This is a genomic window from Salinisphaera sp. LB1 (assembly GCF_003177035.1).
GTDB lineage: Bacteria > Pseudomonadota > Gammaproteobacteria > Nevskiales > Salinisphaeraceae > Salinisphaera.
Genome location: NZ_CP029488.1, coordinates 2,911,255 through 2,924,018, shown reverse-complemented (window position 1 = coordinate 2,924,018; position 12,764 = coordinate 2,911,255). Strand labels below are relative to the sequence as shown.

Below are 12,764 nucleotides of genomic sequence, written 5' to 3'. Positions count from 1 at the left end.
AATCGATCAGGCGGCGCCGTCCAGCCGGGTCCGATCGGCATCGTCCCGGGCCCGACAGCTCCCGTTCTTCTTGTGCACGAGCTTGGCCAGTACGCAGGCCCCGGCACGCACATGATCGCCGAGCTCAACCTCCATGCGGCAATTCACGGGCAGGAACAATTCCACCCGCTGTGCCAGCCGACGCTTGCCGCAGCAGCGCCCCTGGCCCACGCGCTCACCATAGCTGTTCCGGCACGGGCGTTCGCCCAGCAGGCTGCCGCGCCGGATCGCCATGACCAGTTCATCGCCCTCGTCGGTGCGGATCATCGAGGCCACGCCGCCGAGCCGCTCCACGGTTTCACCCGCCAGCTCCAGCACCGTGCCCTCCACCGGCGAACGCAGCAGATAGGCGCCGAACGGATTCACCCGAATGGCCACCTTGACCGCCTCGCGATCAAGATAGGGGTCGTAGCATTCGCGCCGGTGAATGACGGTGCCATCCACCGGCGCAACCACCGACAGCGGTTCCGCCGGCGCATGCCGCGGCGAATCGCGGAAGAACAGCACGCACACCGCCATGAGCACCAACACGGGCAGTGCCGCCCACACGTCGATGGTCGCATTGACGATCAGAAACACGACCGCCAGCACGAACAGCGCAGCCCAGCCTTCCGGGACTATCTGAAACAGCGTCTTGCGCTGCATACCGATCGCTCGCTTGAACTCGCGTTCGGGGCGGACACGTAATCAGTTACGCGTCTTGTCGACGATCTTGTCCTTGGCGATCCAAGGCATCATGCCGCGCAGCTTCTCGCCCACCTGCTCCAGCTCCGAGGCCGCGGCATTGCGCCGGCCGGCCTTGAGCATGGGGCTGCCGGCCTGGTGCTCGGCCATGAACTCGCGCGCGAAGCTACCGTTCTGGATCTCGGTGAGCATCTTGCGCATCTCGGCACGGGTTTCGTCGGTGATCAGACGCGGGCCGCGCGAGATATCGCCGTATTCGGCAGTGTTGGAGATTGAGTAGCGCATGTTGGCAATACCGCCCTCGTAGATCAGGTCCACGATCAGCTTGACCTCGTGCAGGCACTCGAAATACGCCATCTCCGGCTCATAGCCGGCCTCGGTCAGCGTTTCGAAGCCCGCCTGGATCAACGATACCAAACCACCGCAGAGCACGGACTGCTCGCCGAACAGGTCGGTTTCGGTCTCGGCCTGGAAGGTGGTCTCGATCACGCCGGCACGGCCGCCGCCGTTGGCCACGGAATAAGCCAGCGCCACATCCTTGGCCTGGCCGGACGCATCCTGATAGACCGCGATCAGGCTCGGCACGCCGCCGCCGTTTTCGTAGGTCGTACGCACCAGATGGCCCGGGCCTTTCGGCGCGATCATGATCACGTCTAGATCGGCACGCGGCTCGATCAGCTGGTAATGAATGTTGAAGCCGTGCGCGAAACCGAGGGTCGCACCCTGCTTGATGTTCGGCTCGATCAGCTCGTTGTACAGAGACAGCTGGTGTTCATCCGGCGTGAGGATCATCACCACATCGGCCGAGGCGGTAGCCTCTTCGATGCTGGCCACGGCCAGGCCGGCGTCGGCAGCCTTCTTGGCCGAGGACGAACCCTCGCGCAGGCCGACCACGACGTCCACGCCCGAATCCTTGAGATTGTTGGCGTGGGCATGGCCCTGCGAACCATAACCGATGATCGCGACCTTCTTGCCCTGAATCAGGGACAGGTCGCCATCCTTGTCGTAATACACGGTCATGCTCACGGTTTTTCTCCTGCTGATGATGTCGGCCCGGCAGGCGAGAGGTGCCAGCCGGTTGATTACAAATTCGCGGTGTCGTTGCCGCCCGGCGTATCAGGACGCCGCGGCTTGTTCGTCTTCGGCGTGATAACTCAGCCCGCCGGTGCCCGGGGTCATGGTGACCGCGCCACTGCGCGCCAGCTCGACCAGCATGCCGGCGTCCTCCAGTACTGCCACGAACCGGTTGAGTTCGTCGCCGCTGCCCAGAAATCGCAGCAGCGTACGGCCTTCCTCGTCGCTGATCACGCGCACATCGAACCCGGCAGCCATGGTCTCGACCGGCGCCGCGGACGCGCCGCGCTGGATCTTGATCAACGCCAACTCGTATTCCAAATGCTCATCGCCGGTCATGTCCAGCACATCGATTACATCGACCAGCTTGAGCAGCTGACGGTTGATCTGCTCGACAACGTTTTCCGTGCCCCAGGTCACCAGCGTCAGGCGCGACATGGTCGGATCCTCGGTGGGGCCGACGTTGAGCGTCTCGATATTGAAGCCGCGCTGCGAGAACAGCCCGGCCACGCGTACGAGTGCCCCAGCCTCGTTGGCCATGAGGACGGATATCACATGTCGCATCGTGATCACCTCGCACGCACTGATTGGCAAAGCGCGCAAAATACGCCGATCCCCAGGGTGAAGCAAATCGATTGACGCAATCGCGCGGGAAAAGCAACGCTTTCGGTTACAATCGTGTTTTTTCCACGTCGTTCGGAAAAACTGCCATGACTGAACTGCACACCGCTCCCGAAACCCGTCCGCATCATCCGCTGACCGGTCGTGTCATGACCGGCGCCGAGGTGCTCGTGCAGGTCCTGGCCGACGAAGGGGTGGATACGGTATTCGGCTACTCCGGCGGCGCCATTCTGCCGACCTACGATGCCATCTTCCGCTTCAATGAAGAACATCACGACCTGATGCCGCTGATCGTGCCGGCCAACGAACAGGGCGCGGGCTTCATGGCCGCGGGTTATGCGCGCGCCTCGGGCAAGGTTGGCGTGGCGCTGGTGACCTCCGGGCCGGGCGCGACCAACGCGGTCACGCCGGTGCGCGACTCGATGGCCGATTCCGTGCCCATGGTGCTCATCTGCGGCCAGGTCGCACGCGCGGCCATCGGCACCGATGCCTTCCAGGAGGCGCCGGTGACCAACATCATGAGTTCGGCGGCCAAGCATGTGTTCATGGTCACCGATCCGGACAAGCTGGAAGCCACGGTGCGCACGGCGTTCGAGATCGCGCGCTCCGGCCGCCCGGGCCCGGTCGTGATCGATGTGCCCAAGGACGTGCAGAACGCCGATTGCCGCTTCGCCGGATCCGGCGTGCTGCCGGTGCCGGGCTATCGCCAGCGCATGCGCGATCTGCGCTCGAACAAGCTCTCCGACGAGAAATGCGCTGAGTTCTTCCGCCTGCTGGGCGCGTCCAAGCGCCCGCTGATCTACGCCGGCGGCGGCGTGATCAATTCCGACTCCGCCAACGAGCTGCGCGCCCTGGCCCAGGCCTATGGCATCCCCGTGGTCACCACGCTGATGGGTATCGGCGCCTTCGACACCACCGACGCCCTGTCGCTGCACATGCTGGGCATGCACGGCACCGCGTTCGCCAATTACGCGGTCGAGGACTGCGATTTCCTGATCGCGGTCGGCGCCCGCTTCGACGATCGCGTGGCGGGCCGGCCGGACGATTTCGCGCCCGAAGCCGAGGCGATTGCGCATTTCGATGCCGATGCCTCGGAGATCAACAAGGTCAAGCGGGTCGACTGGCATCACGTGGGCCTGTTCGCGCCCAGCCTGGCGCGCGTGCTGGCCTATGGTCGCGAGCACGGTTTTGCCAACGATCTGTCCGACTGGCATCAGCATATCGCCGCGCTCAAGCGCGACTATGCGATGAACTACGATCGCGACAGCACCCTGATCCAGCCTTATGCCGTGATCGAGGAGATCAACCGGCACACCGACGGTCGGGCCGTGATCGCCACCGGCGTGGGCCAGCACCAGATGTGGGCGGCGCAGTACTTCGATTTCCGCGAGCCGCGCCTGTGGCTGACCTCCGGCTCGATGGGCACCATGGGCTTCGGCCTGCCGGCGGCCATCGGTGCCGCCTGCGCGCGGCGCGACAAGCTAGTGATCGATATCGACGGCGACAGCTCGATCCGCATGAACATCGGCGAGCTGGAGACCGCGACCACCTACGACCTGCCGGTCAAGGTGGTGGTGCTCAACAACATCGGCGACGGCATGGTGAAACAGTGGCAGAAGCTGTTCTTCAAGGGCCGCCTGTCGGCTTCGGACAAGTCGCTGCACAAAAAGGACTTCATCAAGGCGGCCGAGGCCGACGGCTTCGAGTTCGCCCGGCGCGTGACCGACCCGGCCGAGTTGCCGGCCACCATCGCCGCCTTCCTCGACTTCAAGGGCCCGGCGTTCCTGGAAGTCATGGTCGATCCGGATGCCGGCGTCTACCCGATGGTCGGCCCCGGCAAGACCTACAAGCAGATGATCACCGGCGACTTCATCAACGATCGCTACAGCGACGACGCCGACGATACCGAAGTCGGACCATCCGAGATGTTCTGATCGGTTCGCCGCGCTGACGTGAAAAGACCGGCCTTGAAAGGCCGGTCTTTTTTTGACGTGCGCGTTCACGGCACGAAGGCCGGGCCAAAAAGCATTGTCCGCAGATCGACGCAGATTCACGCAGATCAGGAACGACGGATTCGAGCGGCGGGGCCTTCGTCGTCATGTCGCCGGGCTTTCGATTCTCAGCCGGCCAACAGGACGGCGTTTGATCTTACCCCTGCCCCGCAGCCGCCCGCTCGCTCAAAAACCATTTAATTTCATTTGCGTCAATCGGCGTTCATTTGCGGACGGATTCCGGTGAATACGCCGATCAGCGCTTTTCGTACTGCTTGTTGCCGAACATGTTCTCGTACGCTTCGTCGTCGGTCAGATCCGACTTGTGATCGGCCAGGACCTGCAGGCCGGCCTGCACGTTCTCGCGGTCGCCGATCATGTCAAACCAGCGCCGGACGTTCGGGTAGTCGTCGATGTTCACGCCCTGGGTTTCGGCGGATCGCAGCCACGGCCAGGTGGCGATATCGGCAATCGAGTAATCGTTGCCGGCCAGGAACCTGGTTTCGGCGAGTCGCCGATCCATCACGCCGTACAGCCGATTGGCCTCGTTCTCGTAGCGCTTGACCGCGTACTCGATCTTCTCCGGCGCGTACTTGTTGAAGTGATGCGCCTGGCCCAGCATCGGGCCGACGCTGCCCATCTGGAACATCAGCCACTGGATGGCATCGTAGCGCTTGACCGGGTCCTGCGGCAGCAGCCGGCCGGCCTTATCGGCCAGATACATCAGGATCGCACCGGATTCGAACAGCGCATACGGCTTGCCGTTCGGGCCGTCCTGATCGACGATCGCCGGGATCTTGTTGTTTGGGCTGATCTTTAGAAACGCGTCGGCGAACTGGTCGCCCTTGCCGATGTTGATCGGATGCGCGGTGTACGCCGCACCGATCTCCTCGAGCATGATATGAACCTTGTGCCCATTGGGCGTGGTCCAGGTGTACAGATCGATCATGGATGTCTTCCCTGGAGGACCGTAGCAATCCCCCTTGTAAAAAAGCGTCACATGCCAAAGGTTGTGAATATCGTCACGGATTCAAGCCGCCGCGCGATCGGCGGCTTGTCGACTCATTGAAGGAGCAACCATGCATGTATTGGTCGTAGGCGCCCACGGCAAGATCGGCCGTCGCTTCATCCATGCCGTCGACGGCAGCGGACACACCGCCCGCGCCATGATTCGCGACAGCGGCCAGATGGAGGAGATGAGGGCCGTCGGCGCCGCCGATGTCGTGGTGGCCGATCTCGAAGGCGATTGCAGCGCGGCGCTGTCCGGCTGCGATGCCGTGGTCTTCACCGCCGGTTCCGGCGGCCACACGCCGCCGGAGAAGACCGAGGACGTGGATCGTAACGGCGCCATCTCCATCATCGACCAGGCCGTATCGGCCGGCGTGAACCGATTCGTGATGGTGTCGTCGATGAACGCCGATACGCCGGAGAAAGGGTCGCAGAAGATGCAGCACTATTTCCGGGCCAAGGGGGCGGCCGACAATCATCTGCGCTCGACCGATCTGGAATACACCATCGTGCGCCCGGGCAAGCTCACCGAGGGCGACGGTACCGGCCATGTGGATATCGCCAAGGATCTCGGCCGCTACGGCGAGATTCCGCGCGATGATGTGGCGCGCGTATTGCTGATGACGCTGGATTCGCCCAACACCATCGGCCAGCACTTCGAAGTGCTGTCGGGCGATACACCCATCGACAAGGCCCTGCTCGGTGTCTAGCGCTACCCATCCCACGGCGTCGCGCGACACGCGGCTGGCCTTCGATGCGGACGCCGCCGTGGCGCATCTGACAGCCGCGGATCCGGTGCTCGGCGCGCTCATGCAGCGCGCCGGGCCATATCGGCCGAGCACGAATGCTGCGCCGGACGTGTTTCATTCGCTGGTGCGCGCGATCGTGTACCAGCAGCTTTCCGGCAAGGCCGCCGGCACCATCCACGCCCGCCTGCTCGCGGCGTTGAACAATGGCGATTCGCCGGGTGCGGCCGCGATCCAGGCGACCGACGACGCCACGCTGCGCGGCGCCGGGCTGTCGGCCAACAAGCTCGCCGGCCTGCGCGCCCTGGCCGCGGCCCAGCTTGCCGGCGAACTGCCGGACGAGACGCACATCGACGAATACGACGATGCCGAACTGATCCAGCGCTACGCCGCGATCCGCGGCATCGGCCGCTGGACGGTCGAGATGCTGTTGATGTTCCACCTCGGCCGGCCCGATGTGATGCCGATCCACGATCTGGGCGTGCGCAAGGGCTACGCCCTGACCTACGGGCTCGACGATCTGCCCAAACCGAAGGCGCTGGAAGCGGCCGGTGAAATCTGGCGGCCCTATCGCTCCGTCGCCTGCTGGTACATGTGGCGCGCCCTGGAAGCCGAAGGCGCCACGCCGCAGCCGCAATAGGGTCGCGTTCTACGCGGCCGCACCGGCCGCACGCAGGAATTCCTCGACCCAATCGAAGGCGTTGTGGGCGCGGATGATCTTGCGCATGGCCTGCATGCGCCGGCGCCGTTCTGCGACCGGCATTCGGCAGGCCGCGTGAATACACTCGGCAGTCGAAACCACGTCGTGCGGATTGACCAGCAGCGCATGCTCGCCGAGTTCGGCCGCCGCGCCGGCGAACTCGCTGAGGATAAGCACGCCGTTGCCGTCGCGCTTGGCCGCGCAGAACTCCTTGGCCACCAGGTTCATGCCGTCCTTGAGCGGGGTGACCAGCGCGATATCGGCGACCTGGTAATGCGCCATCAGCTCCGGCTGATCCATGCGATGGAAGATGTAATGGATCGGCACCCAGCCGGGCTCGGTGAACTCGCCGTTGACCTCGCCCACCCGCCGCTCGATCTCCTGCTTCTGCTCGATGTATTCCGGCACCTGCTGGCGCGACGGCACGACATGCTGCTGCAGTGTCACATGCGTGCGCAGCTCGGGATGGCGCCGCAGCAACTCGCGAAAGGCCTCGAACTTCTCCGGCAGGCCCTTGGTGTAATCCAGCCGGTCGACACCGATGACCACCGTTCGATCACCCCAGCTTTCGCGAAACCGCGCCGCGCAGGCGAGCGATTCCTCGCTGGCCGCCACCTTCTCGATATGCGCGTAGTCGATACTGATCGGCACCGTGCCGATCCGTAGCCGGCGCTGGTGCCGCGCGAGACCATCGTCGCCGATCTCGATATCGATGCCGGAAGCGCTGGCCTCGGTCTCGACGCGATCGAACATCGTCGTCAGCACATCCAGGAAATTGCTGCGGTCGGTCACCGTCTGCACGCCGATGAAGTCGTAGCTGAGCAGGCCGCGCACGATCTCGCGCCACCACGGCAGGTTGCAGAAGATATCGGCGGTCGGAAACGGGATGTGCTGAAAGAAACTGCTGCGGTTGTAGACGCCAAGCTCGCGCAGCGCCGCGGCAACGTTCACCAGATGGTAGTCGTGCACCCAGATGAAATCCCCGGCGTGCGCAACCTCGCTGATGCGGTGCGCGAACTCCCGATTCACACGCTGGTACACCTGCCAGTAGCCGGGGTCGAAGCGGCACGCGGTGAAGCGGTTGTGAAACAGGGGCCAGATGACTTCGTTGGAAAAGCCTTCGTAGAACCCGGCGATATCCTCGGCACTGAGGGCGACCGGCTCCAGCCGATAGTCGCCCTCGGCATGGCGCCGCTCATCCAGCACGCGGCGCAGGGTGTCAGTGGTTTCGTCGGCGATTCCGGGCCAGCCGACCCAGACCCCGCCGCGCCGGCGCATCACCGGGTCCAGCGCCGATACCAGGCCGCCGGCGGCCGGATGGGCGCGCCAGTCGTTGTCTTCGGTTCGTTCCAACGACACCGGCAGCCGATTCGATACCATAATCAGACGATCCCCTCCCACTTGGCTGACTGCGTTGGACTCGCTATCTTGGCTCGCCATGACGAATCTGCCCGCCCCAGACGAAAGCTGGGCCCTGTTCCTGGATGTCGACGGTACCGTAATTGATATAGCGGACCACCCGGACTCCGTTCAACCCTCGCACCGTCTCGGGGAAATACTCGGCCGCACCGCCGACGCGCTGGACGGCGCCCTGGCATTGATTTCCGGCCGACCGATCGCCGAGATCGACCGGCTCACCGAATGCGTGGCGCCGGCGGCTTCGGGCCTGCACGGGCTCGAACTGCGGACCCCCGCCGCCGGCTATGAAGGCCCGGAGGTCGACGTCGAAGACCTGCGCGCCGCGCGCGACCGGCTCCAGCGGCTCGCCGCCGAGCATCCCGCGCTCTATTTCGAGGACAAACAGGCTACGCTCGCCCTGCACTACCGCAACGCCGACGACGCGACACGCCAGGCGGCCGAGCGCGCCGTGCATGACATCGTGGCCGAGGCCGACGGCGCATTGTCCCTGCTGGCGGGCAAGGCCGTGTACGAGATCAAGCCGGCACGCGGCGATAAGGGCCGCGCGCTGCAACGCCTGATGAGCAACCCGCCCTTCGCCGGACGCTGCCCGGTGTATGTCGGCGACGATGTCACCGACGAAGCGGCTTTTGTGGCGGTGAATTCGCTCGGAGGCGTATCGGTACGGGTGGGCGAACCCAGCTCGAGTGCGGCACGGTATCGGCTGGACACCGTAGACGAGGTACTGGAATGGCTGGAGCAGATCGCCACCACGCTGAAGACCCCGAGCCCACGGCCGACCTGAATCTGGGCCTGATCGGCAACGGCCAGATCGCGGCCCTGGTGGATACGCAGGCTCGCATTGTCTGGGGCTGTTTCCCCGATTTCCAGGGCGACCCGTTGTTCAGCCGGTTGCTCGACGACCGGGAGCGCGGCTACTACGCGATCGGCATCGACGATTGCATTTCGATCGAACGCGAATATCTGCGCAATACGGCCATCCTGCAGACCACACTGCGCGATGCGCACGGCGGCGCGGTCCAACTGACCGACTTCGCTCCGCATTTCTGGCAGTACGGCCGCGAATTCCGGCCACTGATGATCGTGCGGCAGATCACGCACCTGGCCGGCACCCCACGCGTGCGGGTGCGCATGCGACCGGTCTGCAATTACGGCGCGGACGAGGTCCGCATCACCCGCGGCTCGAATCATCTGCGCTATGTCTCGGATGCCCGCGTGCTGCGACTGACGACCGACGTGCCGATCAGCTATGTACTCGAGGAGCGTGCCTTCGTGCCCAGCGGCACGTACACTCTGGTCGCCGCCTCGGACGAAACCCTGCTGGAATCACCAGCGGATGTCGGCCGGCGGTTCTTCGAACAGACCCGCGATCACTGGCGCAACTGGGTGCGCACGCTGTCGATCCCCTTCGACTGGCAGCAGGCCGTGATCCGCTCGGCGATCACGCTCAAACTATCGACCTATACCGAAACCGGCGCCGTGGTCGCGGCGATGACCACATCCATCCCCGAGGCCGCGCACAGCGAGCGCAACTGGGATTATCGCCACTGCTGGCTGCGCGATTCGTATTTCGTGATCCGGGCGCTCAACCGCCTCGGCGCCACTTCTATCATGGAGAATTATCTCCACTACATCATCAATCTGGTCGCCAACGCCGAGGACAACACCCTGCAGCCGGTGTATGGCATCAACGGCGAGGCCAAACTGACCGAGACCCGGGCCGGGCATCTGGCCGGTTATCGCGGCATGGGCCCGGTGCGCGTCGGCAACGATGCCTATCGCCAGGTTCAGCACGATGTCTACGGCAGCGTCATTCTGGCCATCACCCAGATCTTTTTCGATGAACGCCTGTCGCATCTCAAGGACGAGGCGCTGTTCCGGCATCTCGAGCCGCTCGGCGAAAAAGCACTGGCCAACTACCGCACGCCGGATGCCGGCATCTGGGAATACCGCGGTCGCGAGCGCATCCATACCCATTCGGCCCTGCTGTGCTGGGTCGCCTGCGACCGGCTCGCCCGGATCGCCCGCCACCTGGGGCTCGACGGCGACGCGCGACGCTGGCAGCGCGGCGCCGACGAAATCCATGCCGCGATCTGCGACAACGCCTGGAGCGCGACGCGCAACAGTTTCGTCGAATCGTTCGGCGGCGAGGATATCGATGCCGCCCTGCTGCTGATGAACGAGCTGTCGTTCCTGCCGGCGGACGATCCACGCTTCATCGGCACGGTCGAGGCCGTGGGCGAAACACTCAAGCGCGGCGATTATCTGTTCCGCTATGCGGCCGACGACGATTTCGGCACGCCGGAAAACGCCTTCAATATCTGTACCTTCTGGTACATCGAGGCGCTATCGGCGATCGGGCGTACGAACGAGGCCCAGCAACTGTTCCACAACATGCTCGAACATCGCAGCGATCTCGGCATGCTGTCCGAGGACATCGACCCGCAAACCGGCGAACTGTGGGGCAACTATCCGCAGACCTACAGCATGGTCGGCATCATCAACGCCGCGCTGCATCTGTCGCGGCGCTGGGAGGAAGTGCTCTGAGTGACCCCGGGCCGGGCGCCCCTCGACGCCCGGCCGCGCCGCCTCAGCCGCCGCGCACCAGCACCAGCTTGCCAAGGTGGCTGCCGGCTTCCATCGCCGCGTGGGCCTCGTTGGCCTGCGTGAAATCCAGGGTCTGATCCACCAGGGGACGCAGCCGGCCGGCCTCGAACAACGGACGCAGCCGGTCGTCGAACAGGCGGGCCATCGCGATGCGGCGCTCCAGCGGCAGGCTGCGCATGGTCATCGCCACCAGCGACAGCCGACGCATGAGCAGCGTGGCCATGTTCAACTCGGTCTTGGCGCCGCCCATGATGCCGATCTGAACCTGGCGCCCTTCGTCACGCAGCGCGGCCAGATTATCCTTGAGCACCGCCGCGCCCACGAAGTCGAGCACCACATGCGCGCCGCCAACCTGGTTCTGCACCCGTTCGGCCACGCCGTTCTCGCCGTCCACCGCGCCGAGGTCGCAGGCCGGGCCGAGCCCGAGCGACTTGAAGCGCGCCGACAGCTCATCGAGCCGTTCCTGGGTCCGGCTGGTGGCGATCGAGCGGCTGCCCAGGGCCGCGATCAACTGCAACGCGGCCACGCCGACGCCGGAGGTGGCCCCACGCACCAACGCCCATTGGCCGGGCGCCAGCGCACCTTCGAGAAACAAGCCGCGGTAGGCCGTAAGAAACGCCTCGGGAACCGCGGCCGCCGAGGCATGATCGTAGTGCGCGGGCGGCGTCATGGTCTCGCGCTCGTGCACCACGACCTGTTCTGCGTAAGCGCCGCCGCCAATCAGTCCCATGACCGGATCACCCGTCTTGCGCGTGGTCACGCGCTTGCCAACGGCGGCCACCTCACCCGCGTATTCCAGCCCCGGCCGAAGCGGATCGAACCCCGGGGGCGGCGGGTAGGCCCCCCGACGCTGCATGATGTCGGCACGGTTGATACCGATGGCTCGGATATCGACCAGTACCTCGTCCGGCCCGGGCTTGGGTGACTTGATATCCGCCAGGACCAGCTTCCGCGACGCGTCCTTGTCGTCGATCAACCATGCGCGCATAGCGTTATTGCCTCGATGGATCAGTGAACGGGCCGGCCCCGCGACAACCTGCCTGCAATGCCGCCGAGCCGGATGAGCACAATACACATCCCGTGCCGCGCGGTGAACGGCTTGTTGCCCCCACCCACCGCAACCCGCGGATAGATCGGGCCGGTTACCGCAGGCACACGGCCGCAGCGAGGCATCGTTCCAAGGGCGCCCTCCGGAGCGCAAGCGATGGTTCCACAAAGGCAAGCGTGTGTTGCCGTTGCCCGACCCGCCGCGCGCGCCAAACGACAATCGACCGCAACGCCGGCTGAATGCTGACTGCGGAGATCGCCCCGCTACCGCCCGACGATTACGTTAAACTGCCGATCGACATTTTTTGCAGAAAAAGCCCGCTAGGGAGAATCACATGTACAAGACCATCACCCTGTTCAGCGCACTTGTTCTGGCCGTCTCCATGATCGGCGGCTGCGCCAACTGGAAAAACTCCGACACCGGCACGCTGCTTGGCGGCGCGGCGGGCGGCGCCCTGGGCTCGCAGATCGGCAGTGGCACCGGAACCACCATCGCCACAGTGGTTGGCACGCTCGCCGGCGCGGCGCTCGGCAACAAGGTCGGCCAGCACTTCGACCAGAAGGATCGCCGGCAATTCGGCACCGCCCTCGAATCGAATCAGACCGGCAAGACCACGAGCTGGAACGATCCGAACAGCAACGAAAGCTACTCGGTGACGCCGACCCGCACCTATAAGCAGGGCAACCAGCCCTGCCGCGACTTCACCATGAACGCCACCATCAATGGCCAGCCGAAGAAGGTCACCGGCACCGCCTGCCGCCAACCGAATGGCACGTGGAAGGTCGTGAACTCGTAACGGCGGCGGTCACCGTCGTATGATTCGAAAG

At 64.8% G+C, this 12,764-nt stretch carries 12 protein-coding genes; 6 read left to right on the top strand and 6 right to left on the bottom strand.

Annotated elements, in window-relative coordinates; genetic code table 11:
- Positions 1-6: 6 nt before the first annotated feature.
- The 3 genes from SALB1_RS13120 to ilvN all read right to left on the bottom strand — a co-directional run bounded on the left by SALB1_RS13120 (position 7) and on the right by ilvN (position 2,361).
- A complete protein-coding gene (locus tag SALB1_RS13120; RefSeq protein WP_109994272.1) occupies positions 7-684 on the bottom strand; it encodes a hypothetical protein in 678 nt (225 codons plus the stop codon).
- Between the two features lie 42 nt (positions 685-726).
- Positions 727-1,743 carry a ketol-acid reductoisomerase gene (gene ilvC, locus SALB1_RS13115; protein WP_109994271.1) on the bottom strand — a complete coding sequence of 339 codons (1,017 nt, stop codon included), beginning with the start codon at positions 1,741-1,743 and terminating at the stop codon, positions 727-729.
- A gap of 96 nt (positions 1,744-1,839) precedes the next feature.
- A complete protein-coding gene (ilvN, locus tag SALB1_RS13110) occupies positions 1,840-2,361 on the bottom strand; it encodes an acetolactate synthase small subunit (protein ID WP_109995433.1) in 522 nt (173 codons plus the stop codon).
- 146 nt (positions 2,362-2,507) lie between these two features.
- Here ilvN and ilvB point away from each other — a divergent pair, with 146 nt between their 5' ends.
- Positions 2,508-4,352 carry a biosynthetic-type acetolactate synthase large subunit gene (ilvB, locus tag SALB1_RS13105; RefSeq protein WP_109994270.1) on the top strand — a complete coding sequence of 615 codons (1,845 nt, stop codon included), beginning with the start codon at positions 2,508-2,510 and terminating at the stop codon, positions 4,350-4,352.
- Between the two features lie 313 nt (positions 4,353-4,665).
- On the opposite strand, the gene SALB1_RS13100 is transcribed toward ilvB, so the two are convergent.
- Entirely contained in the window at positions 4,666-5,358 is a 693-nt protein-coding gene (locus tag SALB1_RS13100) for a glutathione binding-like protein (protein ID WP_109994269.1), read from the bottom strand.
- Positions 5,359-5,488: 130 nt separating this feature from the next.
- On the opposite strand from SALB1_RS13100, the gene SALB1_RS13095 reads away from it, so the two are divergent.
- A complete protein-coding gene (locus tag SALB1_RS13095; RefSeq protein ID WP_109994268.1) occupies positions 5,489-6,127 on the top strand; it encodes an SDR family oxidoreductase in 639 nt (212 codons plus the stop codon).
- On the top strand, positions 6,120-6,803 hold the full coding sequence (locus SALB1_RS13090) for a DNA-3-methyladenine glycosylase (protein ID WP_255414398.1): 684 nt from the start codon (positions 6,120-6,122) through the stop codon (positions 6,801-6,803). Before SALB1_RS13095 ends, SALB1_RS13090 begins: the two co-directional genes overlap by 8 nt.
- Before the next feature lie 9 nt (positions 6,804-6,812).
- Here SALB1_RS13090 and SALB1_RS13085 read toward each other — a convergent pair whose 3' ends face one another.
- Entirely contained in the window at positions 6,813-8,303 is a 1,491-nt protein-coding gene (locus tag SALB1_RS13085) for a trehalose-6-phosphate synthase (protein ID WP_109994267.1), read from the bottom strand.
- Here SALB1_RS13085 and otsB point away from each other — a divergent pair.
- Together otsB and SALB1_RS13075 are read left to right on the top strand one after the other, a co-directional pair.
- On the top strand, positions 8,302-9,066 hold the full coding sequence (otsB, locus tag SALB1_RS13080) for a trehalose-phosphatase (RefSeq protein WP_109994266.1): 765 nt from the start codon (positions 8,302-8,304) through the stop codon (positions 9,064-9,066). The two genes, SALB1_RS13085 and otsB, sit on opposite strands and share 2 nt — an antisense overlap.
- Positions 9,012-10,829, top strand: a complete 1,818-nt coding sequence (locus tag SALB1_RS13075; protein ID WP_109994265.1) for a glycoside hydrolase family 15 protein — start codon at positions 9,012-9,014, stop codon at positions 10,827-10,829. The genes otsB and SALB1_RS13075 overlap by 55 nt, the downstream gene beginning before the upstream one ends.
- 43 nt (positions 10,830-10,872) lie before the next feature.
- On the opposite strand, the gene SALB1_RS13070 is transcribed toward SALB1_RS13075, so the two are convergent.
- Positions 10,873-11,877, bottom strand: a complete 1,005-nt coding sequence (locus SALB1_RS13070) for an NAD(P)H-quinone oxidoreductase (protein ID WP_109994264.1) — start codon at positions 11,875-11,877, stop codon at positions 10,873-10,875.
- 394 nt (positions 11,878-12,271) lie between these two features.
- On the opposite strand from SALB1_RS13070, the gene SALB1_RS13065 reads away from it, so the two are divergent.
- Positions 12,272-12,733 (top strand): RT0821/Lpp0805 family surface protein, encoded by a 462-nt coding sequence (locus tag SALB1_RS13065; RefSeq protein WP_109994263.1) that lies wholly within the window; start codon positions 12,272-12,274, stop codon positions 12,731-12,733.
- The last annotated feature ends 31 nt before the right edge of the window (positions 12,734-12,764 follow it).